This window comes from Phyllobacterium zundukense (genome assembly GCF_002764115.1).
GTDB classification, from domain to species: domain Bacteria; phylum Pseudomonadota; class Alphaproteobacteria; order Rhizobiales; family Rhizobiaceae; genus Phyllobacterium; species Phyllobacterium zundukense.
Genome location: NZ_CP017940.1, coordinates 2713981 through 2735511, shown reverse-complemented (window position 1 = coordinate 2735511; position 21531 = coordinate 2713981). Strand labels below are relative to the sequence as shown.

Annotated in this window: 26 protein-coding genes; 15 read left to right on the top strand and 11 right to left on the bottom strand. The window is 59.3% G+C overall.

The window, feature by feature from the left end; genetic code table 11:
* Nucleotides 1-24: 24 nt before the first annotated feature.
* Genes BLM14_RS13730 through BLM14_RS13715 form a run of 4 tightly spaced genes read right to left on the bottom strand, consistent with a single transcriptional unit; the run spans nt 25 to nt 1520 of the window.
* Entirely contained in the window at nt 25-480 is a 456-nt protein-coding gene (locus BLM14_RS13730) for a DUF1801 domain-containing protein (protein WP_099999869.1), read from the bottom strand.
* Between the two features lie 11 nt (nt 481-491).
* The gene (locus BLM14_RS13725) at nt 492-713 is read right to left on the bottom strand and encodes a hypothetical protein (protein ID WP_099999868.1); all 222 of its coding nucleotides are present in this window, start codon (nt 711-713) and stop codon (nt 492-494) included.
* A gap of 55 nt (nt 714-768) precedes the next feature.
* The gene (locus BLM14_RS13720) at nt 769-1200 is read right to left on the bottom strand and encodes an SRPBCC family protein (protein ID WP_099999867.1); all 432 of its coding nucleotides are present in this window, start codon (nt 1198-1200) and stop codon (nt 769-771) included.
* Nucleotides 1197-1520, bottom strand: a complete 324-nt coding sequence (locus BLM14_RS13715; protein WP_100001316.1) for an ArsR/SmtB family transcription factor — start codon at nt 1518-1520, stop codon at nt 1197-1199. Before BLM14_RS13715 ends, BLM14_RS13720 begins: the two co-directional genes overlap by 4 nt.
* A gap of 134 nt (nt 1521-1654) precedes the next feature.
* Between BLM14_RS13715 and BLM14_RS13710 the strand changes: the two genes are divergently transcribed.
* The 4 genes from BLM14_RS13710 to BLM14_RS13695 all read left to right on the top strand — a co-directional run bounded on the left by BLM14_RS13710 (nt 1655) and on the right by BLM14_RS13695 (nt 3748).
* Nucleotides 1655-1984 carry an ArsR/SmtB family transcription factor gene (locus BLM14_RS13710; RefSeq protein ID WP_099999866.1) on the top strand — a complete coding sequence of 110 codons (330 nt, stop codon included), beginning with the start codon at nt 1655-1657 and terminating at the stop codon, nt 1982-1984.
* The gene (locus BLM14_RS13705; RefSeq protein WP_099999865.1) at nt 1981-2463 is read left to right on the top strand and encodes an SRPBCC family protein; all 483 of its coding nucleotides are present in this window, start codon (nt 1981-1983) and stop codon (nt 2461-2463) included. The genes BLM14_RS13710 and BLM14_RS13705 overlap by 4 nt, the downstream gene beginning before the upstream one ends.
* An 84-nt stretch (nt 2464-2547) precedes the next feature.
* Nucleotides 2548-3297 carry a DUF899 domain-containing protein gene (locus BLM14_RS13700; RefSeq protein WP_099999864.1) on the top strand — a complete coding sequence of 250 codons (750 nt, stop codon included), beginning with the start codon at nt 2548-2550 and terminating at the stop codon, nt 3295-3297.
* A 34-nt stretch (nt 3298-3331) separates the two neighbouring features.
* Nucleotides 3332-3748 carry a GFA family protein gene (locus BLM14_RS13695; RefSeq protein ID WP_099999863.1) on the top strand — a complete coding sequence of 139 codons (417 nt, stop codon included), beginning with the start codon at nt 3332-3334 and terminating at the stop codon, nt 3746-3748.
* 62 nt (nt 3749-3810) lie between these two features.
* Here BLM14_RS13695 and BLM14_RS13690 read toward each other — a convergent pair whose 3' ends face one another.
* Nucleotides 3811-4710, bottom strand: coding sequence for a LysR family transcriptional regulator (locus BLM14_RS13690; RefSeq protein ID WP_099999862.1), 900 nt, complete (start codon nt 4708-4710; stop codon nt 3811-3813).
* Nucleotides 4711-4811: 101 nt separating this feature from the next.
* Between BLM14_RS13690 and BLM14_RS13685 the strand changes: the two genes are divergently transcribed.
* Complete coding sequence (locus BLM14_RS13685) at nt 4812-5801, top strand: zinc-dependent alcohol dehydrogenase family protein (protein ID WP_099999861.1); 990 nt, start codon at nt 4812-4814, stop codon at nt 5799-5801.
* Between the two features lie 29 nt (nt 5802-5830).
* Here BLM14_RS13685 and BLM14_RS13680 read toward each other — a convergent pair whose 3' ends face one another.
* The 3 genes from BLM14_RS13680 to BLM14_RS13670 all read right to left on the bottom strand — a co-directional run bounded on the left by BLM14_RS13680 (nt 5831) and on the right by BLM14_RS13670 (nt 7899).
* Nucleotides 5831-6478: a hydrolase gene (locus BLM14_RS13680; protein ID WP_099999860.1), complete on the bottom strand. Its 648-nt coding sequence runs from the start codon at nt 6476-6478 to the stop codon at nt 5831-5833.
* A 30-nt stretch (nt 6479-6508) separates the two neighbouring features.
* The gene (locus BLM14_RS13675) at nt 6509-6886 is read right to left on the bottom strand and encodes a nuclear transport factor 2 family protein (protein ID WP_099999859.1); all 378 of its coding nucleotides are present in this window, start codon (nt 6884-6886) and stop codon (nt 6509-6511) included.
* 161 nt (nt 6887-7047) lie between these two features.
* Nucleotides 7048-7899 (bottom strand): helix-turn-helix domain-containing protein, encoded by an 852-nt coding sequence (locus tag BLM14_RS13670; protein ID WP_237143367.1) that lies wholly within the window; start codon nt 7897-7899, stop codon nt 7048-7050.
* A gap of 309 nt (nt 7900-8208) precedes the next feature.
* Between BLM14_RS13670 and BLM14_RS13665 the strand changes: the two genes are divergently transcribed.
* On the top strand, nt 8209-9216 hold the full coding sequence (locus BLM14_RS13665; RefSeq protein WP_099999858.1) for a phosphoglycerate dehydrogenase: 1008 nt from the start codon (nt 8209-8211) through the stop codon (nt 9214-9216).
* 25 nt (nt 9217-9241) lie between these two features.
* Here BLM14_RS13665 and BLM14_RS13660 read toward each other — a convergent pair whose 3' ends face one another.
* Together BLM14_RS13660 and BLM14_RS13655 are read right to left on the bottom strand one after the other, a co-directional pair.
* Nucleotides 9242-9727: an SRPBCC family protein gene (locus tag BLM14_RS13660; protein WP_099999857.1), complete on the bottom strand. Its 486-nt coding sequence runs from the start codon at nt 9725-9727 to the stop codon at nt 9242-9244.
* Entirely contained in the window at nt 9724-10083 is a 360-nt protein-coding gene (locus BLM14_RS13655; RefSeq protein WP_099999856.1) for an ArsR/SmtB family transcription factor, read from the bottom strand. Before BLM14_RS13655 ends, BLM14_RS13660 begins: the two co-directional genes overlap by 4 nt.
* A 160-nt stretch (nt 10084-10243) precedes the next feature.
* Between BLM14_RS13655 and BLM14_RS13650 the strand changes: the two genes are divergently transcribed.
* The 5 genes from BLM14_RS13650 to sbmA all read left to right on the top strand — a co-directional run bounded on the left by BLM14_RS13650 (nt 10244) and on the right by sbmA (nt 15861).
* Nucleotides 10244-10918, top strand: coding sequence for a response regulator transcription factor (locus BLM14_RS13650; protein WP_099999855.1), 675 nt, complete (start codon nt 10244-10246; stop codon nt 10916-10918).
* Entirely contained in the window at nt 10915-12279 is a 1365-nt protein-coding gene (locus BLM14_RS13645) for a sensor histidine kinase (RefSeq protein WP_099999854.1), read from the top strand. Before BLM14_RS13650 ends, BLM14_RS13645 begins: the two co-directional genes overlap by 4 nt.
* 103 nt (nt 12280-12382) lie before the next feature.
* A complete protein-coding gene (locus BLM14_RS13640; protein ID WP_099999853.1) occupies nt 12383-12985 on the top strand; it encodes a class I SAM-dependent methyltransferase in 603 nt (200 codons plus the stop codon).
* Between the two features lie 116 nt (nt 12986-13101).
* Nucleotides 13102-14256 (top strand): YbfB/YjiJ family MFS transporter, encoded by a 1155-nt coding sequence (locus BLM14_RS13635; RefSeq protein ID WP_099999852.1) that lies wholly within the window; start codon nt 13102-13104, stop codon nt 14254-14256.
* Between the two features lie 351 nt (nt 14257-14607).
* Complete coding sequence (gene sbmA, locus BLM14_RS13630) at nt 14608-15861, top strand: peptide antibiotic transporter SbmA (RefSeq protein ID WP_099999851.1); 1254 nt, start codon at nt 14608-14610, stop codon at nt 15859-15861.
* A 24-nt stretch (nt 15862-15885) separates the two neighbouring features.
* Here the strand turns inward: sbmA and BLM14_RS13625 are convergent, their stop codons facing one another.
* Nucleotides 15886-16923, bottom strand: a complete 1038-nt coding sequence (locus BLM14_RS13625) for a polysaccharide deacetylase family protein (RefSeq protein ID WP_099999850.1) — start codon at nt 16921-16923, stop codon at nt 15886-15888.
* Between the two features lie 147 nt (nt 16924-17070).
* Between BLM14_RS13625 and BLM14_RS13620 the strand changes: the two genes are divergently transcribed.
* The 4 genes from BLM14_RS13620 (at nt 17071) to BLM14_RS13605 (ending at nt 21490) form a co-directional block, all read left to right on the top strand.
* A complete protein-coding gene (locus BLM14_RS13620; RefSeq protein ID WP_099999849.1) occupies nt 17071-17652 on the top strand; it encodes an NnrU family protein in 582 nt (193 codons plus the stop codon).
* Nucleotides 17653-17810: 158 nt separating this feature from the next.
* Complete coding sequence (locus BLM14_RS13615; RefSeq protein ID WP_099999848.1) at nt 17811-18491, top strand: tetratricopeptide repeat protein; 681 nt, start codon at nt 17811-17813, stop codon at nt 18489-18491.
* Nucleotides 18492-18512: 21 nt separating this feature from the next.
* Nucleotides 18513-19982 (top strand): ribosome biogenesis GTPase Der, encoded by a 1470-nt coding sequence (gene der / locus BLM14_RS13610; protein ID WP_099999847.1) that lies wholly within the window; start codon nt 18513-18515, stop codon nt 19980-19982.
* 383 nt (nt 19983-20365) lie between these two features.
* Nucleotides 20366-21490: a cell wall hydrolase gene (locus BLM14_RS13605; protein WP_237143366.1), complete on the top strand. Its 1125-nt coding sequence runs from the start codon at nt 20366-20368 to the stop codon at nt 21488-21490.
* Nucleotides 21491-21531 lie beyond the last annotated feature (41 nt).

The window sequence follows — 21531 nt, the reverse complement described above, 5'->3', positions numbered from 1 at the left end:
TGGTGGTTGTCGCCCGTCCGCCGCTCACATTCGTTCGCCGGGCAATTGGCTGGCCTGCTTCACCCAGTCGGCGAGCTGAGCTTCGTCGAACGGGTCGTCCTCATGGATGTTGAGATAGCGCACTTCTTTCTGCTTTGACTCGCCGGGTGGAACGGGACGCAGCGACATGCCGCGGAAGAAGGCCACTTTGACATAGTTCGTGAAGACATGGACGCCGAGGAACCAGCCCTGACCCTCGATTCCATACAGCGGCGAGTTCCATTTGACTGCCTTGCTCACGCCGGGGACGGTGCGCACGATGAGCGCGTCGAGTCGGCGCCCGACATCGCTTTTCCAGCCCGGCATGGCCGCGATGTAAGCCTGCACGGGGGCGTCGCCGTAGCCCTTCGCGATCTGGGGGTTGCCGCCCGAGAGGAGGGGCGGTTTCGCGGTGGCGTTCTTTGCGGCCTCCGCCGAGATCTTGGGCGTCTTGCCAGCCATTGCGTTCACTCCTATCCGCCGGTGTTTTGCGCGCTGCGCCACTTGGCAGCATACGGCAATACGAACATGTAAAGGCCGGTAAACAGCAGCAGGAAGAGCGGGACCAGTGGCGAGTAGACCACCCAGGCGGGAGGCGCGCCCAGCCCCATGGCGACGAAGTTGGCGATGACGGTCACTGTAAAGGCAATGGACAGCCAGCGGTGGATCTGCCGAATATACTTGTTCCAATTCATTGGGACCTCCTTTGAAGATGTGTCGAAGCGGATGGGACAAACCCGCCTGGCGGCCTTATTCCATCCGCGCCAAGACCTGCTCCAGGTTTGCAACGAACTGCTGCCATCCGACCTTGGCGCCTCCGTAAGCCTGCTTCTGATCCGGGCGGAACCCCGACTGCTCCATGCGCAGGTGAGTGCCCGTGCTCGTCGGGGTGAGAGTAAAGGTCACCACACTTCTCAGATTGTAGGCCGCATCGTCGTGCGTAAAATTCCAGGTATAGGACAACGTTTTGTTAGGCTCGACGGCGAGGACCTCGCAGTCCAATACGCCGCCCCAGTCTCCGGTAAGATTGAAACTGTGGCCCACGACCGGTTTGAAGTCGTTCTTCATAAGCCACTCCGCGATCAGGTGTGGTTGCGTGAGCGCGCGCCAGAGCTTTTCCGGCGGGAAAGGCACCTCCCGTTCGACCACGACGGAGCGCATTTCGGTCGCAATACTGGTCATTGGTCCATCCTTTTGAGCAGGTCTTCGAGGTCGTCGAACCGGGTTTCCCAGAACCCGGCCATCTGGCTTGTCCAGTCGATCAGCGGGGCTAGGGCGCCGAGCTGCGCGCTATAGTGCGTCTGGCGGCCTTCGTGGCGGTCGCGCACCAGCCCGGCCTGCTTGAGGACCCCAAGATGCTTTGAGACGGCGGGTTGCGAAACCCCGGCCCGAGCCGTCAGAGCCCCGACCGTCTGTTCTCCTTCGCGGCACAGTCGTTCGAAGAGAGCCCGCCGGGTCGGATCGGCGAGCGTTCTGAAAAGCACGTCGTGACCATTCGGCATCATGACACATAACTCGTTGGCTATTGATCTGATCTATAACTGACGGGATATGTGTTAGTCAAGCGGGAGCGTGGCTGGCTCGCGAAAACAAATTAGCATTGACTAATTAATTAGCATAAACTAATGTATCTGACATGATTGAAGCCGCCACCATCAACGCTGTCATGCGCACGCTTGCCGATCCCACCCGGCGAGCCATATTCGAGCGTGTCGTCATCTCTGATGAGATTACCGTGGTCGAGCTGACGCGGGGGAGTGGAGTGACGCAGGGCGCCATCTCCCAGCACCTCAAGTCGTTGAAGCAGGCCGGCTTGGTCGCCGAGCGACCCGAGGGCCGGAACGTCTATTACCGCGCAAAGCCTGAAGGCCTCGAACCGCTCGTCGATTGGATGAACCACTACGGCGTCTTCTGGCGCGAGCGGTTCGCCGACCTCCGAACCCTCCTGAAGGAGATTGATCCATGAATGACGTCGCATTGAAGTCTGGCACGCAAGATATTGTTGTCGACGAGATCTTCGCCCATGCGCCGGAGACGATCTGGAAAGCGCTGACGACCGGCGACTTGATCGCACGCTGGATGATGGCGCCGACCGGGTTCGAGCCCGTGGAGGGCAAGCAGTTCACGTTCCAGACGACGCCGGCTGGCGAATGGGACGGCGTAATTCGCTGCCAGGTACTGGAGGTGAAGCCGAACGAGCGCCTTGTCTATGCGTGGAAAGGCGGCCACGAGGGAAACGTCGGGTACGGTTCAAAGCTGGACACTGTCGTCACCTGGATCCTCTCCAGGGCTGAAAACGGAACACGCGTTCGCCTTGTTCATTCCGGTTTCGTGCTCCCGAAGAACGATACTGCTTTCAACAGTATGAGCGAAGGCTGGAAGAAAGTTGTCCCGCGCCTCGGCGCTATCGTCGACGAGCAGATGTCTTCGAAAAAACTGCACTAAGCCCGTTGAAGCGCTGATCGCGTCGAATGTTGGCGCGAGCCAGCACTCGAAAGAGGCAGGCATCTCAGCAAAGAGGAGGTAGTTATGCAGAATCAAGTCGTTTCGCGGGATGAGTGGCTACGAGCTCGGCTTACGCTGCTCAAGGAGGAAAAGGAGCTAACGCGCCGCAGCGACGCGCTGGCGCGTCGCCGGCAGGAGTTGCCGTGGGTCAGGATCGACAAGGAATATCGCTTCGAGACCGACGCAGGGAGTGCCTCGCTGGCGGACCTCTTCAAGGGGCGCTCGCAGCTCCTTGTCTACCATTTCATGTTCGGCCCCGACTACGCGGCGGGATGTCCTTCCTGCTCGGCGATCGCAGATGGGTTTAACGGCATCGTCGACCATCTGGAGAACCACGATGTCGCGTTTTCGGCGGTGTCGCGTGCGCCGCTGGCCAAGCTGCAGGCTTACAAGCAGCGATTGGACTGGACCTTCCCCTGGGCGTCGTCATACGGCGGTGACTTCAATTTCGACTTCAATGTCTCGTTTACGCCCGAGCAGCAGCGCGAGGGCATAGAATACAACTATGTGCGCGAAGCGAAACTGGAAGCCGCCTCCGGGGGAGATGACCCCTTCGCGGCCATGTCCGGGACCGATGCGGCGACCTACACGCGTGAGAGGCCGGGGATGAGCGCCTTTGTGCTCGAGGACGGCGTTATCTACCATACCTATTCCGCCTATTCGCGCGGAGTGGACGGGCTCTGGGGGATGTACCAGTGGCTCGACCGCGCACCTAGGGGGCGTAATGAGACGGACGTCTGGTGGCGCCGCCACGACGAATACGGCAAGAGCTAAATAACTCACAACACTTCATAAGTAGGAAAACACAATGAGCGAGCTTTATACCGGCGGATGCGCCTGCGGCGCGATCCGTTATGAAATTTCTGCTGAACCGATCTTTATGAACGACTGCCAGTGCCGCGATTGTCAGCGGAAAAGTGGCACCGGGCACGGATCTTATCTGACCTTCCCGGGCAAGGAGGACGTGAAACTCGAAGGCGATGCGAAGCATTGGGACATCGTTGGCGATAGCGGCAACGTGAAAACTCACTCCTTCTGCCCCGCCTGCGGATCGCCGGTCTATTTGACGTTTGCCGCCATGCCTGATCTGTTTACAGTGCATGCCGCAAGCCTTGACGATCCAAGCCAATACAAGCCGCAAGTGGTGACGTATGGTGTGCGCGGTTATGCTTGGGACCATGTCGATCCAACCCTGCCTAAATTCGAGAAGATGCCGCCGATGTGAGGATTCAGCCCGGCTAAGCTTCACATGAAGCGTTGCCCACGTCCCCCAACGCTCAAGCGCATTCACATCATGAACTTGGGCAATCCAGCTATCAGGGCATCGACAGCAAGCCGGACCTTCCGCGGCAGATGAGGTGTTTGCAGCCATAGCGCGTAACAGTCGTAAAGAAATTCCGGCTGATCCGGCAATAACGGGACAAGTCCCCCCGCCTCGATGCGCTCCTTGATGAGCCAGCGTGGAAGCCAGGCGAGCCCCATGCCGGCTGTCGCGGCATCGGCGATCGTATCCATGTCGTCGAGTCGTAGGCGGCTGACCGGTACGACCTCCACCGGAGGCTGATCATTGCGCGGAAACAGCCATGGGCCGGTCCGGCCGGACCGGCTGTAGATGATGGCACGGTGCTTGCTGAGGTCCTCTATCTGCAGCGGGCGGCCATGCATCTCGACATAGGATGGCGACGCGCAGACGACCATGCGCTGGCGCGCGACGCGGCGCGCCATCAACCCGGGCTTGGCCTCCAGATTGCCGGTCCGGATGGCAAGATCGTAGCCAATCTCCGCAAGGTCAACGATGCGGTCGCTGAACGACAGATCAAGTTCCAGCATGGGATATTGCTGTGCAAGCTCCAGCAGGATGGGGGCAACGCAGCGCCGGCCGAATAATGCCGGCATGGTGACACGCAGCCTTCCGCAGGGTTCGGAAAGATGATCGGCCGCGAGCGCATCCGCGGCTTCAGCTTCAGCTAGCACAACCTGGCACCGTTCATAGTAGGCACGCCCGAACTCTGTCAGGCTCTGACGGCGCGTGGTCCGGTTGATGAGGCGCACGCCGAGACGCTGTTCAAGAAACTGGACATGCTTGCCCACCATTGGTCCGGATAGATCGAGTGCGGCCGCGGCGGCCGCAAAGGAGCCCAGGTCCACGGCTTTGACGAACACGGCCATGCTCATAAGACGATCCATTTAAAACTCTCCGTTTCGACTGTTGTTCATACGGAGCTATTTATTGGCTCTGTGTCCACTGTCATAGCTTATTATGTTCAAATATTTTGGAGTAACGGCATATGGCACGAGTTGTGCGCTTTCATGAGCATGGTGGTCCCGAGGTTCTGCGCATTGAGGACGTCGATGTTGCGATGCCCGGTCGCGGCGAGATTCAAATCCGTGTCAAGGCACTGGGCCTTAACCGGGCCGAGGCCTTGATACGTTCGGGCTCTTATATCGAGACGCCGCCATTGCCCTCCGGTCTTGGCCTCGAGGCAGCGGGCGTTGTCGAAACGGTTGGCGAAGGCGTGGACGGTTTTGCGCCAGGCGACGCCGTTAGCGTCGTCCCGCCATTGTCGATGGTTCGCTGGCCGGCCTATGGGGAGCTCGCCACATATCCTGCTGAACTCGTCGTCAAGCACCCGTCATCGCTAAGCTGGGACCGGGCGGCAGCCGTTTGGATGCAATATATCACCGCCTACGGCGCACTGATCGACATTGCCAAACTCCGCAGTGAAGACTTTGTTGTCATTACCGCCGCCTCAAGCAGTGTCGGACTTGCCGCGATCCAGATCGCCAACATGGTTGGTGCGACTACGATCGCCGTCACACGGACGTTTGGCAAGAAGCAGGACCTGCTCGCGTACGGCGCAGGGCATGTCATTGCTTCAGCGGAGGAAGATCTGGGAGCGCGGCTGAAGGAAATCGCCGGCCCGGAGGGCGTAAGGGTTGTGTTCGACGCGGTTGGCGGCCCATCATTCGAGCCGCTGACGGCCGCAATGTCACGAGGTGGCATTCTCATCGAATATGGCGGCCTGAGCCCCGAGCCGACACCCTTCCCCCTATTCGCCGTGCTGAGCAAGAGCCTCACCCTGCGCGGTTACCTCATCCACGAAATCGTCAGGGATCCTGCACGGCTGGAAGCCGCCAAGACGTTCATCCTTGACGGGCTGACGTCGGGTTCGCTCCAGCCGGTAATCGCCAGAACATTTCCGTTCGACCAGATCGTCGAGGCGCATCGCTTTCTGGAGTCGAACGAACAATTCGGCAAGATTGTCGTGACGGTCTGACCGATCATCCGATCGGAGCGCGGGACCTGCTATACGCCCGCGCCGGCGCGCCCGGCGAGAAGCTGCAGTTCCCACGCCAGAGCTACGGCGCTGGCTCCGCCATGTTCGAGAACGACGCCTGCAACGCCCGCAGCGGTCTCCTCGCGCGCCCAATCACGCTGCCATTCGCCCAGCACTGCAAGCCAGGTGATCGGCACCGCACCGGCGGCGACCATGCGGCGCACGGCCATGTCGTGGGCTTCCGCCGTGACGCCGCCGGAGGCGTCGGTCACGATAAAGACGTCATATCCCTCATCGAGTGCCTGGATCGCCGGCATGGCGAGGCAGATCTCGGTGTAGAGTGCGGCCAGCACGAGCTGCTTGCGCCCGCTCTTCTTGACGATGTCGGTGACTTTCGGATCTTCCCAGGTGTTGATGAAGGTGCGGTCGATCGGCTTCTGCTCCGGAAAGACGTCCTGAAGACCCTTGATCAGGTAACCGCCGCGTTCCTCGATCACCGTGGTCAGGATCGTCGGCACGTTGAAGACTTTCGCCGTCTTGGCGAGGCCGATGACGTTGTTGATGATCAGCGTCGGCTCGTGGCTGTTCAGATTGGTGAACTGATAGGGCTGATGGTCAATCAGTACGAGGATGCTGTCTTCAGGACGAAGCAGTGCGTCGAGGCCGGTCTTAGGCATGGGAACTCCTTGGGATATGCAGGTGGCGACTCAGGCGCCGGTGGGGTCGAGAAACACGTGGAGGGTTTGGATGAGGCCGCCTTCAATCCGGGCGACATCGGTTCCGGTCACGGCTGCGGGACCGTTGGGCGGACCGGACTGCCAGCGCAGTCGCCCGACGCCATGGTGGCCGACGGCGGGGCCAATCGCAGTAAAGACGAAGTTTGGCGGCAGGCTAGACAATAGCGCATCCACCGCCCGACTGATGGCGGCATGGCCGGCCGCCGAGGCATGGGGTTCATGCAGCACCGCGTCGTCGGCGTAGATCTCTGCGATGGCGTTCGTCCGGCGGGAGGCGTCGCGCTCGCCGAACACCTGCGCAAGGTTCGCCTGCATCGGGCTGTCATAGTCGATAAATTCTGGGATCATCTTCCGCCTTCTGGATCAGGGTTTCCGAAGGACGAATGTCATCAAACGCTGAATACGGTTTTTCGCTCGCCTGTCCGGTCGAGCGAATATTGCCCTGCCGCTTTGCGGAAGACACTGTTCGATTCTGCGATTGCCAGTCCGAATCGGCTACGGAATCGTGATCAGTTTTTCCGGTCGCGCCGCCACGCCGCTGGCGTTGCTCCGGTAAGTTTCCGGAACGTCCGGCCGAAATGTACCGCGTCGGCAAACCCGGTGGCCTCGGCCACTTGATCGAGCGAGGCATGGCTATCGATCAGCAGGGCCTGTGCGCGCCGGACGCGCGCGTCGAGTTGCCAGCGATAGGGTGCCATCCCCGTCGAGGCTTTGAATGCCCGGCTGAAATGTGACTGCGACAGGTCCGCCAGTGCCGCGAGATGGGCGAGGTCGACGCGCTCAGGCAGGTGTGCGTCCAGATACTCGACGATACGCCGAAGCTGCCAGGGAGCCAGGCCCGAACCATCCTCTCCAGGCTCCGGACGATCGGCGAAGAGCCGCGCCACGATCGCGGCGGTCAGCCCGTCGCCATAGAGTTGCGTCGACGGATCTCGGTCGTTCACCGCATCGGAGAGCAGCTTGACCAGCGTCCAGATGCGATCGTCGCAAAAGCGCAGCCGCGGCGCGGCGGTCGTATCGGCGTTGAATTTGGTGGCCAGCCGGTCGCCCAGCACCGCAAGATCGAAGGTCAACGTGGCGTCCTTGACGAAGCGGGCGTCGGCGCTGTAGCCCCACATCTCCATGCCGGCCGGCGCGAAGTGCATGTGCCTCGGCATATAGCCGATCGGGCAGGGTTGGTCTTCGCGCAGGCGCGGCTCACAGTGGCTTCCAACCTCTTCCAGCAGAACGCTGAGGCGGGTTTCGTTCTCGTAGCACAGGTGATGAGCCACCCGGCCCCCGCAATGAAATTCGGCGATGTCGACGCTCACGCCATTCCATGCGCGCCGCGACACCGACAGGCTCAGCACGTTTTCAGGCAACGGGGTCAGGCGGTTGATCCGGGTAGGCAGGACGGGTTGCTCCTAGGCTTGAGGGCAGATTACGTGTTGTGATTTGTAGTCCAGCAAGCCAAAATCTTAAACGCTGTTTCCGGCGACAGACCGTTTGCAAAAAGGGGTGAATTTCTCCAATGAAGACGACAGCTGAAATTTTGCGATGGTACAGGTGACGGCAGCTCTTGTGGCAAAGATTTACCTTCCGTTAGAATCAATCGCTTGCCGGTGGCGGGAACTATCGAGTGAGAAAAAGCCTGTAACGTCCATAGCATCACCTGGATAGGTCCTGACCCTATGAATAGAACGCCAAGACGGGTTGTCGTCACCGCGCCGTTTTTCGATGAAGCAGCGATCGGCTACCTGAGGCACCATGGGTGCGAGGTTGAAATTGCAAAGGGACCACCCGACAGCAGTTTGACAGGGGAGCAACTGATCAATCTGTTACAGGGAGCCGCTGGCTGGATCGTTGGCCAGGCATATGCCACGCGCGACCTGTTGACGGCTCTGCCCGATCTCCAGGTCCTGGCGCGGCGCGGCGTAGGTTACGAGCGTATCGACGTCGATGCCGTGAGAGACCTTGGCCGCGTCCTTACCATCGGTGCGGGCGGCAATGATGCGTCGGTTGCCGACCACACGATTGGCTTGATGCTGGCCGTTGCAAGGCGCCTGCGCGAATCGCAAAACCGGATGCTCGCCGGCAACTGGTCGATCCTGATGAGCTCCGATCTATTCGGAAAGACAGTGGGCATTGTTGGCCTTGGGCGCATCGGGAAAAGTCTGGTGCAGCGGCTGAAGGGTTTCGAGGTGCGTATTCTAGTCTGCCATCCACGCCCGGATGACGACTATGGCAAGGCAAATGACATCGCCTATGTCGAGATGGAAACGCTGCTTCGGCAGAGCGATTATGTAACAGTGCACGCGCCTTTAACGCCGCAAACGCGTTTCCTGATAGGTCGCGATGCACTTGCGCTCATGAAGCCCACGGGCATTCTGGTCAACACCGCGCGTGGCGGCCTCGTCGACGACGAGGCCCTCCTGCACGCATTGAAGGCAGGCCGGCTCGCCGGCGCTGGGCTTGATGTTTATCTCAGCGAAAGCGATCCGGCGTACAAGCCTGTTTCGGAAGAACTCATAGCGCTCCCAAATGTGATCGCAACGCCGCATTCCGCCGCCTCCTCCGTCGAAGGGCTCGCCCGGACCAACATGGTCGTCGCAGAATCCGTTGTCGCTGTCCTCGACGGCCAATCACCGCCCGAGGCTTGTATCATCACTGACGGACGGCGCATCACAGCCGGCCGCTGAGGCATGATTTCGATCAGATCCCAGCTCACATCGTCGTCGTGATATAATCCTTGAGCTGGTCGAGAACCGTTCCCCAGCCGTCGTGGAAGCCCATCTCCTCGTGCTTCTGTCTGATCGCTTCATCGCGGTGCATCGCCATCGCGGTGTATTTTGTCCCGCTTCCATGCGGCTCAAGCGTGATGACTGCAGTCAGGAATGGTTCCTTTGAGGGGCGGTATCCGGGCAAGAGGGCGTCGGTCCACACCAGCCGCTCATTCGGGACGATCTCCAGATAGCAGAAGTGGTTGATCGATTGTTCGCCATCGGGCCCGTGCATAACCGTCCGGAATATGCCGCCGGGACACAGGTCGATCTCGCAGTCCGAAATATACCAGGGCTTCGGCGTGAACCATTTGGCGACATGCTCGGGCGTCGTCCAGGCTTTCCACACGAGCTCGCACGGCACATCGACAACGCGCTCGAGAACGAGGTCGAGCTTCGGATCCGGTTTCACGATTGAAGGACGGGTCATGTGTTCTGCTCCTTGAGTTCAATGAGATAATCGTCGAGTTGATCGAGGCGGCGCTCCCATAGTGTGCGCTGCGTTGCCAGCCAGTCCTCCGCCAGCCGCATGGACTCGGGAGCAAGCCGGTAGGTTCTCACGCGCCCTGCCTTTCTGGAGCTCACCAGTCCGCAGACTTCGAGGACCTTCAAATGCTCGACGAAGGAGGGCAGCGCCATGTCGAAGGGTTCGGCGAGCTCACTGACGGATGCCGGGCTACGGGTGAGGCGCTCCAGCACTTGGCGGCGTGTCGGGTCGGACAGCGCGCGGAAGATACCATCGATGGGGGGAACGCGGGGCGCTGTGCCCACAGAAAGCCCGTTCATGCTGGATCCTCCATTTGGTCTCTTAATACTTAGGATATTTCCTAAGTATATGCAACCCACCAAAAATCCTGCAATTGGCAACCGCCGCAGTTGCGCAACCTTTCCACAATGTGCATGACCTAGCGTTAGCCGGTTACAAGTTCACATCGGGGTTGAAGCATTGCGGATCTTGCTGGTCGAAGACGAGCCTGAAATGGCGGCTGCGCTGGCAGACGCGTTGAAGCACTATGACATGGTGGTCGACCATGTCGCGACGCTTGCCGATGCCGAAGAGGCGGTGGCCGTCAACGTCTATGATGCCATTCTGCTCGATCGGCAATTGCCCGACGGCGATGGACTCACCATGGTTCCGGGATTGCGCGCCAAGGGTGCCGGCGTGCCGGTAATTGTATTGACGGCGCGCGGCGATCTGGCGGACCGCATTGCAGGGCTGGACCATGGCGCCGACGACTATCTTGGCAAGCCGTTTGCCATTGATGAACTGCTCGCGCGGCTGCGTGCGGTGCTTCGCCGCCCGCCAAACATGCCCGCGGAAGTCCTGAAGCTCGGCCAGCTCTCCCTTGATCTCATGCATCGCGAAGCCAGCGTCAGTGGCAAAAGGTTTGAACTGCCGCGCCGTGAACTGCTCGTGCTGGAGGCATTGTTGCGGCGCATGGGGCGCACAGTGCTGCGCTCGACCCTGGAAGAAATGGTCTACAGCATGGATGACGAAATCCAGTCGAATGCCCTCGACACCCATGTATCACGGCTGCGCCGCAAGCTCACCGACGCGGATGCAGGCGTTGAAATTCATGCGGTTCGCGGTGTGGGCTACCTGTTGAAGCGTTCGGCATGATGGACCTCTCCAAGCCCCATTCGCTGAAATGGAAGCTGGTTAAGAGCATCGTCATTCTTCAGGCGGCCTTGCTGGCACTCGTCGTCATTCTGATCATCACGATCATGTGGTGGAATGGGTACCTCATTTCGCTCGACGCCGAAGACGAGACCATCGAAGCGTTGCAATCGGCAATAGTACGCGACGCCGGCGGCGGGTTGGCAGTGACCGACACCCCCTCGATCCAGCGACAGCGCGCTGAGGTTCCCGACTTCTGGTTTGTCGTCAGAGACGCAGAAGGTCATGCCATCTCGGAAGGTGCTGTCCCGCCCGAATATCAGAAAATCGGAGCTACGCACTTCGACGTCGGGCAGGCACGCTTCGGCTGGAATTTGGGCCAGCCGGTACGCCAGACAGCCCGGTTGAAATGGCTGGATACAGCAGCGGGACGCGTGCAGGTTCTCGCCGGATCGGGCGGCGCCGTCCATATTGGCCGGGTGTTCATTGCGCTCGGCACGATTTTCCTCGGCTTTGTCCTGCCCCTGACCGTCCTGATGGGTTTGGTGACGTTTTTCGTGACACCGCTCGTGGTTCGCAAGGCGCATAGCGGTCTGGGCGAAGTCGCTGCCCAAGCCGAGAAGATCAATATTGATGAACGGGGCGCCCGCCTGCCGCTGGCAGGCGTGCCGATGGAAGTGACGCCGCTGGTTACTGCCGTCAACAATGCGCTGGGGCGGCTTGACGAGGGATACGAACGGCACAAACGCTTTCTCCTTGACGCTGCCCATGAACTTCGCACGCCGATAGCCATCCTGCAGACCCGGCTCGAAACCTTGCCTGCCAGCCCTGATACCGTGCGTCTTCTCGAAGATGTTGCCCGTCTCTCCATCCTCGCGGAACAGCTTCTGGATCTGCAGCGGATGAATCGCTACGCCAGCGATTTTGTGCCGGTCGATCTGGTGACGATCGGCCAGCGGGTTGCTGCTGATATTGCGCCACTCGCCATCGCTGCCGGCTATAGCCTGTCTTTCGAAGCGGTGACCGATCAGGCGATGGTTATTGGCGACCAGGCCTCGCTCGAACGTGCATTGAGCAACCTCGTCCAGAACGCTATCCAGCATGGCGGGCGGAAGGGCAGCATCACCATCAACGTGGAAAAACCGGCGACGATCTCGGTCACGGATGAGGGTCCGGGTGTACCATTGGAACAGCGTGAACGGGTGTTTGAGCCTTTTCACCGGCTTCAAGCCCGCGACAGAGGCGTTGGGCTCGGGCTCAATCTCGTTCGCGAGATTGTTCGCCTGCACCGGGGGCAGGTTATGATCGTCGACGCGGCAACAGGCGGTGCCTGCTTCAGCATAAAACTTCCCGCCGCATCTTGAGAACCGCAACTGAAATTTTCCCGCTCTCCGTGAAAACCGCAATGTTCCCTCAATCCAGGCGCTTCATACGAATGCTCTCCGGAACAGGACGGGATCGAAGTTAATGACGACAGGCGGAATTTGGACATTCATTCGGGCATTGCTGAAAGACCCGTCTCGGGTAAGCGCGATCGCGCCATCCGGTGCGGCGTTGGCAAGATTGATCACGAGCGAGATAAGCGCCACCACCGGCGGCGTTCTGGAACTCGGGCCTGGCACCGGTGTCTTCACCAATGCCTTGCTTCAACGCGGCGTCAATCCAAACAATCTGACGCTGGTCGAATATGGCGCAGAGTTCGCAAGGTTGCTTCAGGCGCGGTTTCCCGGGCTGCGCATCCTGCAGATGGATGCATGCCAATTGGGAATGCACGATCTGTTCGAAGCTGAACCGGCCGGTGCCGTCGTCAGCGGGCTGCCTTTCCTGAGCATGCCGCCGGAAAACGTTGCAGCAATCGTCGGCGGTGCCTTTGACAATCTGCGCTCCGACGGTGCTTTCTACCAGTTCACGTACGGCCTCCGCTGCCCGGTGCCGAAAGCCCTCCTTGAGCAGCTTGATCTCGACGCGACTTGCATTGGCCGCGCCTTTTGCAATCTGCCGCCGGCAGCAGTCTACCGCATCACACGTCGGGGGAGTGAGGCTGATCGGATGGTTGAATTTTCCTTGTGAGTTGGGAATATTTCGAAGAGAGCTGGCACCGCAACGCCACAACCGATCACTCAAAATAATCAGACGATCAAATTAATTGGTTTGTCACGGCATGGCGCGGCGATAATGTCCCGCGCATGAATCCACCCGCATCCTCTCCGGTCCGCTTAGCCCTTGGCGGTCTCGTGGCAATGGCTATAGGCATGGGCATCGGCCGCTTTATCTTCACCCCGATTCTGCCTGGCATGATGAGCGATCTGGGTCTCACGCCGGGCGATGCGGGCATCATCGCCTCGGCCAATTATGTCGGTTATCTCCTGGGCGCGGTCATCGCAGGTTTTGGCTGGGCCTCCGGAATCGAGCGTCCACTGGTGTATCTGTCGCTGGCGCTGAGCGCCGCGCTGTGCTTTGCCATGAGTGTCAGCGACGGCGTCATAATGTTCTCGGTGGTCAGGTTTTTCGCCGGCATGGCCAGTGCCTTCATGCTCGTGTTCACCGCGACGATTGTCTTCAGCCATCTTGCCGCGACCAATCGTCAGGACCTGCAAGCTCTGCATTTCGGCGGCGTTGGCACCGGCATTGCGTTTTCCTCGTTGCTGGTCGCATTCTGTTCGGCCTATGGCCTTGGCTGGCGCGAAGACTGGATTGGCGCTGCGATCCTTTCCACACTCGGGCTTCTCGCAGTCCTGGCGCTGATCCGGCAGGGCCCGGTACGCAATGGTTCGGCGGTGGAGGAGGAGCCCATCACCTGGACGCCGGCATTCATCAAGATCAACATCGCCTATGGCATTTTTGGCTTTGGTTACATCATCACCGCAACATTCATCATCGCCATTGTCCGGACCAGCCATGGCGGCGCCTGGATGGAAGCGCTGGTGTGGCTACTGACGGGCGCCACCGGCGCCGTCTCCGTATGGTTGTGGACGCCGCTCTTGCGGCGGGTCGGTCCCTTTGTCGCTCTGGCACTGGGCTGCGCGGTTCAGGCTATCGGCGTTGCTGCCAGCGTTGTGCTTCCTTCACCCGTTGGTCCCTTGCTGGGCGGCGTTCTGCTGGGCCTCACCTTCATCGTCATCACGGCCTTCGGGTTTCAGGCTGGACGTGTCCTCCTGCCAAACGCACCGCGCCGGGTCATGGCGGTGATGACGGCAGCTTTTGGCATCGGCCAGATCATTGGGCCGCTGATCGCCGGCTACCTCGCCAACATTACCGGCAACTTCACTTCCGCCACGCTGGTTGCTGCGGCGGGCCTCGTCGTGGCGGCACTTTTCGCGTTTTCGGCAAGAACTCAATAGGCGGATTACTTCTTACCCTCCCCCTTGGGAGGGACGGAGCGAAGCGACGGGGAGGGGTCTTCTAAAGACTAAAATCCCAATACCCCTCCCTGCTGCTACGCAGCCTCCCTCCCCACGAGGGGGAGGGTAAGGGATGGCGCAGGCTTATCGGTCTTCGACCACTTGACGCGCTCGTTCTCGGCCTCCTCCAAAGATTGCTGCAATCACATGTCCGTCCGGATGGATTGGCAAAGGGTCTCTGATCATTACAGCAATTTAATTGCTGCCGTTCATGGTTTGCCCTATTCGTGCTGTTAAGTGCAGCTCAGAGCAATTCTGAATCGCGACTTTTCACTCGAGGAACCTGCCACCGTGTTTGTCTCATTCTTTCCAAAACCAAAGCTTTTCTTCATTTCGGCCGCACTTTGGTCGATAGCGGCTGTGCTGTTCTGGTTTTATGCAGGGCGAAATTTGGGAGCTTCATTCGGAATGCCGCCTGCTGCGCCGGATGCACCGCCAATCATTGGCATCTCCAGCTTCTGGTCCAGACCGTTCATCTGGTTCTATATCTATTTTGCGCTCGTATCGGTGATTTTCGCAGGATTTTGGTTCGTCTACTCGCCGCATCGCTGGCAGGTATGGTCGATCTTGGGATCGGCTCTTATTCTGTTCATCACCTATTTTCAGGTTCAGGTGAGCGTGGCCATCAATGACTGGTACGGTCCATTCTGGGATTTGATTCAAGGCATTCTATCCAAACAGAATGTATCGAGCACTGGTGCGCTATATGCTGAAATTGCCACTTTTCTTGGTATTGCCCTGGTGGCGGTGACAGTGAGTGCTTTGACGGTTTTCCTGGTCAGTCACTATGTCTTCCGATGGCGAACGGCCATGAACGAATACTACATGGCGAACTGGCCCAAGCTGCGACATATCGAGGGTGCTTCGCAGCGTGTTCAAGAAGACACAATGCGGTTCTCGACGATCGTTGAGGGGCTCGGAACCGCATTCATCGATTCGATCATGACATTGATCGCCTTCATGCCGCTTTTGATCCGTCTCTCAACGCATATTACTGAGTTGCCGGTCCTCGGCCCTGTTTCACAACCGCTTGTCATAGCTGCTATCTGCTGGGCGGTGTTCGGTACTGTTGTTCTTGCCATTGTGGGTATGAAGCTGCCGGGTCTTCAGTTCCGCAACCAGCGCGTTGAAGCAGCCTATCGTAAGGAACTTGTGTATGGCGAAGATCACGAGGACCGTGCACAGCCACCGACGGTAAAAGAGCTTTTCAATAATGTTCGCCGCAACTATTTCCGGCTCTATTTCCACTATGTCTATTTCAATGTGGTCCGCTATCTCTACCTGCAGACGAATAATATTTTTGCTCTGGTGTTGATGGTTCCCTCGATCATTGCGGGGACAATCACATTGGGTCTGCTTAACCAGATTTCCAATGCATTCTCGCAGGTGACATCGTCATTCCAGTTTCTTGTGAACTCGTGGCCGACCATCGTCGAGCTGATGTCTATCTACAAGCGTCTCCGGGCGTTCGAGGCGGTGATCTACGACGAACCGCTGCCGGAGATCGACCAGCGCTATCTGCAGACGCAATCCGAAGAGGTTTGATATTGGCGATGTGACGGGCGGCGGTCACATGCCGCCGCTCGTTACCGGCAACTTCAGGTCGGTGCCTGCAACAGGCGTCACGGCGCCCGTTTCCTTCAGATACTCGCTATAGGTCGTGCAGCGCACGTCCGGCTTGGTGCAGACCTCGCTGGTGAATCGCTCCAGTGCCCGCCAATAGGCATCGCCATTCATCAGGGTGAAATGCAGGCCGATCTGGAACGGAATGCGTGAGCCCCGATATTGCCGGTCAAAAGCGCCCTTGAATGCATCATAGGCGCGGTTCTCGAATTCATTGAGATGATCGGTGCGCTCGAAGCCGCCGGAATGGCGAACGAAGAGATTGTAGTCCATGGCGATGACCGGCCGGTTTTGCGGACCTTCATTGATGGTCGGCAATCCGAATTGATAGACGCCGTTGGCGTAGACGGGCAGGGCAGGGCCTCTGGAAACGCCGCTCCCGTCAAAGACATAGCCCATGTCCCTGAGAGCGGAGATCAGCGCCGGGCTCTCTGAAAGGTATGGCGCCCGGAAGCCGCGTATTTCCCTGTCCACGAAGGTTTTCCAGCCTTCAGGCTCGGGATCGCTGCCATATTTGCTCCAGGCGTCCCGCAATACCTGTTTGTAGGTGGCCAGTTCGCGTTTCCATTCTGCCTTGGACCAGGTCTTGCCGTCGAAATGGCCGCAGGCATGGCTGGCGATCTCATTGCCTTCGTTGCGGGCGCGCCAGATATTGTCCAGGCGCTTGGCGATATCCTCTTTCGACAGGGCAAAGCCGATATTCGAGCGGCCCGGCGCCTCGCCCGGCGCCTGATAGGATTTGCGATCGCCATGGTCGATCAGGAACACGCATGACAGAAAATAGGTGAACTTCGCATTGGAGCGCTCGGCCAGCGCCCGGCTGCGATCCCACAGCGCGTTGCTGCCGGAATTGTCGAACGAGATCAGCACATATTGCGGCTTGGCGCCGATCGAGCCGCGCAGCTCAGCGCCGCTATTGGCCAGGGCGGGCATGGATAGCGAGAACGCCAGGGACGTAGCGAGAACGGTGCAAATCGAACGCATGATAATTGAGACAGGGCTCCGAGAGGGAAGCGAAGTCGCTACAGCTCAATTGTGGCGATGATCGGACGCGGCGATCCACCGCAAGGGATCAGCTTGGAACTATTCCAGTCTCGCTATAGTCTGCGCCATCATTCGGGGAGAGCGGTCATGCTGGTACTGGTAGTTGGGATCATCGTTTTTCTTGGAATACACTCGGTGCGCATCGTCGCACCGGAGTGGCGCCTCGCCAAGATTGCCGAGTGGGGCGAGATGAAGTGGAAGGGCCTCTACTCGGTGATTTCGCTCATCGGTTTCGTGCTCCTCGTCTGGGGCTACGGCATGGCCCGGCCCGAAGCACCCATCATCTACGAACCACCGGCGTGGATGAAACACATCACCGAACTGCTGATGCTCTTCGCCTTCATCTTCCTTGGCGTCTTCATTGCAAGGCCCGGAAAGATGAAACCGGCGCTGAAGCATCCGATGCTCATCGCCATCAAGACCTGGGCGCTGGCGCATCTGCTCGCCAATGGCGATCTTGCCTCGCTCATCCTGTTTCTTTCGTTCCTGGCGTGGGCCGTCTTCGACCGCATCGCCATCAAGCGGCAGGAGCGGGCAGGTCTCGCAGCGCCCTATATCGTTGCCGGCCCTGTCTCCAATGACATCATCGCGATTGTCGTCGGCCTTGTGCTCTACGCACTCTTCGTGTGGAAATTGCACGTACTTTTGATCGGCGTCCCACCGATGTAAGCGAGAAATCGAGTGGTCTGCGGGTGCTAATTTTCACTTAGGGCTACCATCCTGCAAGTTTTCCGACTAAAAGCGCCTGAACTCCATGCGCGGGGCGGCTCCGGCTGCGCCGCGTTTTATCAATTGATCCGACGGCGCGAGCCGATCCAAGAGGCACCATGACTGACGACGGCTTTTTCCGCGAGGTAAATGAGGAACTGCGTTCCGACAAGGTGAAGGCGATCTGGACCCGTTATGGCTCGCTGCTCATCGGTGCTGTGGTCGCCATCGTCGTCGGCACCGGCGTCTTTGCCTTCTACGAATACTGGACGGAAAAGCAGGCTTCGCAGTCGGGCGATCAGTTTCTTGCCGCGCTCAACTTTGTCCGCGACGGCAAGAATGATGAAGCGCTGAAGGCACTCGACCAGCTGGAAAAGGATGGCTACGGTGCCTATCCGGTGCTGGCTCGCATGCGGGCAGCGGGTGTCATCGCCCAGAAGGGTGATTTCGCCGGTGCTGTCGCAGCCTTCGACAAGGTTTCCGCCGACACCTCGATTCCGCAGGCCATTCGCGATCTTGCCAAGCTCCGTGCTGCGTTTATCCTTGTCGATACCGGCTCCTATGACGACGTGGCGAGCCGCGTCGAGGCACTGTCCTCCGACAGCAACCCGATGCGCCATTCTGCCCGCGAAGCGCTCGGCCTCGCCGCCTGGAAAGCTGGCCGAGGTGCCGATGCATCCAAGCTGTTCCAGCAGATCTCCGATGATCAGACTGCGCCTGCCAATGTGCGCCAGTTTGCCGACACCATGCTCGATATGCTGAAGAGCACCGGCGCCGCAACCGCTGCTGCTGCCGGCTAAGTTAGATAGGAATTTGAGCCGATGAGCTTCACTCTCGCTATTGTCGGCCGTCCGAATGTCGGTAAGTCCACGCTGTTCAACCGGCTCGTTGGCCGCAAGATCGCCCTTGTGGACGACCTTCCGGGCGTGACCCGCGACCGCCGCGTCCACGCCGCCAAGCTTTACGACCTCAAGTTCGATGTCATCGACACCGCGGGTCTCGAAGAAGTCGACAGCGAATCGCTTGAGGGCCGCATGCGTGCCCAGACGGAACTCGCTATCGGCGAAGCCGATCTCATCGTCTTCCTTGTCGACGCCAAGGCAGGCATTACCCCGACCGACGTGACCTTCGCGGATCTCGTCCGCCGCTCCGGCAAGCCGGTCATCCTGGTGGCGAACAAGGCCGAGGCGCGCGGCGCCGAATCCGGCATGTATGATTCCTATGCGCTTGGTCTTGGTGAACCCACTCCGATCTCGGCGGAACACGGTCAGGGCTTTCCCGATCTGCGCGACGCGATCGTCGAGATCATGGGCGAGGAACGCGTCTTCCCCGATGAACACGTCAAACCTGACGCGGACGATACCGTCGCCGTCACCATTCCGGCAACGCCACGTTCAATGGACGATCTGATCGGCGACGATATCGACGATCCGGACGCCGACGAAGTTCCGGCCTATGATTCGTCGAAGCCCCTGCGCATCGCCATCGTTGGCCGGCCGAACGCCGGCAAGTCGACGCTGGTCAACACGATGCTCGGCGAGGACCGCCTGCTGACCGGTCCGGAAGCCGGCATCACCCGCGATTCCATTTCCGTCGATTGGGAATGGAACGGCCGCAAGATCAAGCTCTTCGACACGGCCGGCCTGCGGCGCAAATCCCGCGTGCAGGGTAAGCTGGAAAAGCTTTCCGTTGGCGACGCACTGCGCGCCATCCGCTTCGCCGAGGTGGTCATCATCGTGCTCGACGCCACAATCCCCTTTGAGAAGCAGGATCTGCAGATCGCCGATCTGATCATCCGCGAAGGCCGTGCGCCGATCATCGCCTTCAATAAATGGGACCTCGTCGAGAACCGCCAGATGGTGCTCGCAGACCTGCGTGAAAAGACCGAGCGGCTTCTGCCGCAGATCCGCGGCATCAGAGCCGTGCCGATTTCCGGCGAAAGAAACCAGGGCATCGACAAGCTGATGGCCGCCGTTGCCAGTACCGATGAGATCTGGAACCGCCGCATTTCCACCGGCCGCCTCAACCGCTGGATGGAAGGCGTGACGACGCATCATCCACCGCCCGCTGTTGCCGGCCGCCGCCTCAAGATCAAGTACATCACGCAGGTCAAGACCCGTCCGCCGGGCTTTGTCATCTCCTGCTCGCGTCCCGAAGCCTTCCCGACATCCTATGTGCGCTATCTTTCCAACGGCCTGCGCGAGACATTCGACATGCCGGGCGTGCCGATCCGTCTGGTGCTGCGCACCTCCGACAACCCGTTTGCCGGACGCGCCAAGAAGAAACGTTAGCGCGTCCCCCTTATCTCCCCTTGTGGGGGAGAAAGCGATTTCAGCATCTTAGCTCTTGCTAAGTGCTAGAAATCGCCAGAGAGGGGATTTGCCCCGCGGAATTATCCCCTCACTTGGATTTTCTAAAGATTTAGCAACGAGGCTAAATCCAAGAAAATCCTTTCTCTCCCGCGAGGGGAGAGATAATCGGCATGACCGTTGAGCCTTCAAGCTGAACTGTTGCGTCGATCGAATTCTCCCGACCTCGTTAACTCTCCATCAAGGTTAATGCTTCATTTTTACGACCAGAATTGTTCGGTTGTGAGTGGGGTATCGGCGTGCGTTTCTCTGGGTTTTTACGGGCATCGAGCTCCCGGCTGAAGAATCGGACAAATCGGCATTACATGGGTCCGTTGATCATTGGTGCGGCGATCTATCTGTTTTCGCCCACGGTCACCGCCTACCAGGATATGGCCAGTCTTTTGTCGGGCTCCGAATCCGGCCAGGGCCGCTGGACCTCCTATCTCGAAAAATCACCGGCCGGATCGATCCAGAAAGCCAATATGTCTTTCGTCGACGAGAAGGCCATCACGTCGGGCGTGCCGGCCAGTGGCGTCGACGCCCCCGGCATAGGCTCCATCGCCATCAACGGTTCACAAAAGTCGCCGGACGCAACGCCCGATGAAGACCGTATCAACCGTAGCGAAAAGCAGGGCCGCATCGTTTCAGTCAGCAGGAAAGCACCGCCGAAAGCCTTCAGCGCCGGCTCGATCCTGCAGCGCTCCAGCTTGCTCATCCGCCCGACCCATGGCGTCGAGGTCGAGATGGCGTTTGCCAAGCCGAAGATCGCCGGCCAGGAAATTCAGATCGCGCTCGCCTTCCACAACCGTGCCCCGGATAAGCCAGCTGACGACGTCCCGCCAATGCTGGCGAGCCTGATCAACAACGATCAGCCTGACATTCTGGCACTCGGCTATGCGCCCGCTGCGCCGGATTATTCCAAGACATCGCCCTTCGACACGATCCTGAACGAACCCAAACAACCGGGCCGGTTCATCCCTCAGCTCGGCAAGGGCGATCACGACTGGCTGGCTACACCGCTGCCACCGGTTGTCTTTACCAAGGAAGAACAGAAATGCCTGGCGACAGGCATTTATTTTGAGGCGAGAAGCGAGAGCGTCAAAGGCCAGGCCGCGGTCGCACAGGTCATTCTCAATCGTGTCCGCAACCCCGCCTATCCGAAGACCATTTGCAAGGTTGTCTATCAGAACAATGACTGGATCAACCGCTGCCAGTTCTCCTTTGCCTGCGAAGGGCGCAAGCTGAACGTAACCGAGCCAAAGCAATGGAAAGTCGCGCAAGAGGTCGCCATGGCCGTCACGTCGGGACGAATTTTCCTGCCCGAGATCGGCTCGGCCACGCATTACCATGCAGTCTATGTGCGGGCGAACTGGGCGCATACCATGAAGCGCATCGACAAGATCGGCCAGCACATCTTCTACCGCACCTATGGCGGCGGCTGGATTTGATATCCGGCAACTTGGAAACCGCCTGAAAGCTGCTATATTAT

What these genes read in the sequence shown, in the direction of transcription:
- BLM14_RS13730 (WP_099999869.1), bottom strand. Translation starts at nt 480, where the DNA reads ATGGCTGGCAAGACGCCCAAGATCTCGGCGGAGGCCGCAAAGAACGCC.
- BLM14_RS13725 (WP_099999868.1), bottom strand. Translation starts at nt 713, where the DNA reads ATGAATTGGAACAAGTATATTCGGCAGATCCACCGCTGGCTGTCCATT.
- BLM14_RS13720 (WP_099999867.1), bottom strand. Translation starts at nt 1,200, where the DNA reads ATGACCAGTATTGCGACCGAAATGCGCTCCGTCGTGGTCGAACGGGAG.
- BLM14_RS13715 (WP_100001316.1), bottom strand. Translation starts at nt 1,520, where the DNA reads ATGCCGAATGGTCACGACGTGCTTTTCAGAACGCTCGCCGATCCGACC.
- BLM14_RS13710 (WP_099999866.1), top strand. Translation starts at nt 1,655, where the DNA reads ATGATTGAAGCCGCCACCATCAACGCTGTCATGCGCACGCTTGCCGAT.
- BLM14_RS13705 (WP_099999865.1), top strand. Translation starts at nt 1,981, where the DNA reads ATGAATGACGTCGCATTGAAGTCTGGCACGCAAGATATTGTTGTCGAC.
- BLM14_RS13700 (WP_099999864.1), top strand. Translation starts at nt 2,548, where the DNA reads ATGCAGAATCAAGTCGTTTCGCGGGATGAGTGGCTACGAGCTCGGCTT.
- BLM14_RS13695 (WP_099999863.1), top strand. Translation starts at nt 3,332, where the DNA reads ATGAGCGAGCTTTATACCGGCGGATGCGCCTGCGGCGCGATCCGTTAT.
- BLM14_RS13690 (WP_099999862.1), bottom strand. Translation starts at nt 4,710, where the DNA reads ATGGATCGTCTTATGAGCATGGCCGTGTTCGTCAAAGCCGTGGACCTG.
- BLM14_RS13685 (WP_099999861.1), top strand. Translation starts at nt 4,812, where the DNA reads ATGGCACGAGTTGTGCGCTTTCATGAGCATGGTGGTCCCGAGGTTCTG.
- BLM14_RS13680 (WP_099999860.1), bottom strand. Translation starts at nt 6,478, where the DNA reads ATGCCTAAGACCGGCCTCGACGCACTGCTTCGTCCTGAAGACAGCATC.
- BLM14_RS13675 (WP_099999859.1), bottom strand. Translation starts at nt 6,886, where the DNA reads ATGATCCCAGAATTTATCGACTATGACAGCCCGATGCAGGCGAACCTT.
- BLM14_RS13665 (WP_099999858.1), top strand. Translation starts at nt 8,209, where the DNA reads ATGAATAGAACGCCAAGACGGGTTGTCGTCACCGCGCCGTTTTTCGAT.
- BLM14_RS13660 (WP_099999857.1), bottom strand. Translation starts at nt 9,727, where the DNA reads ATGACCCGTCCTTCAATCGTGAAACCGGATCCGAAGCTCGACCTCGTT.
- BLM14_RS13655 (WP_099999856.1), bottom strand. Translation starts at nt 10,083, where the DNA reads ATGAACGGGCTTTCTGTGGGCACAGCGCCCCGCGTTCCCCCCATCGAT.
- BLM14_RS13645 (WP_099999854.1), top strand. Translation starts at nt 10,915, where the DNA reads ATGATGGACCTCTCCAAGCCCCATTCGCTGAAATGGAAGCTGGTTAAG.
- BLM14_RS13640 (WP_099999853.1), top strand. Translation starts at nt 12,383, where the DNA reads ATGACGACAGGCGGAATTTGGACATTCATTCGGGCATTGCTGAAAGAC.
- BLM14_RS13635 (WP_099999852.1), top strand. Translation starts at nt 13,102, where the DNA reads ATGAATCCACCCGCATCCTCTCCGGTCCGCTTAGCCCTTGGCGGTCTC.
- BLM14_RS13625 (WP_099999850.1), bottom strand. Translation starts at nt 16,923, where the DNA reads ATGCGTTCGATTTGCACCGTTCTCGCTACGTCCCTGGCGTTCTCGCTA.
- BLM14_RS13620 (WP_099999849.1), top strand. Translation starts at nt 17,071, where the DNA reads ATGCTGGTACTGGTAGTTGGGATCATCGTTTTTCTTGGAATACACTCG.
- BLM14_RS13615 (WP_099999848.1), top strand. Translation starts at nt 17,811, where the DNA reads ATGACTGACGACGGCTTTTTCCGCGAGGTAAATGAGGAACTGCGTTCC.
- der (WP_099999847.1), top strand. Translation starts at nt 18,513, where the DNA reads ATGAGCTTCACTCTCGCTATTGTCGGCCGTCCGAATGTCGGTAAGTCC.
- BLM14_RS13605 (WP_237143366.1), top strand. Translation starts at nt 20,366, where the DNA reads ATGGGTCCGTTGATCATTGGTGCGGCGATCTATCTGTTTTCGCCCACG.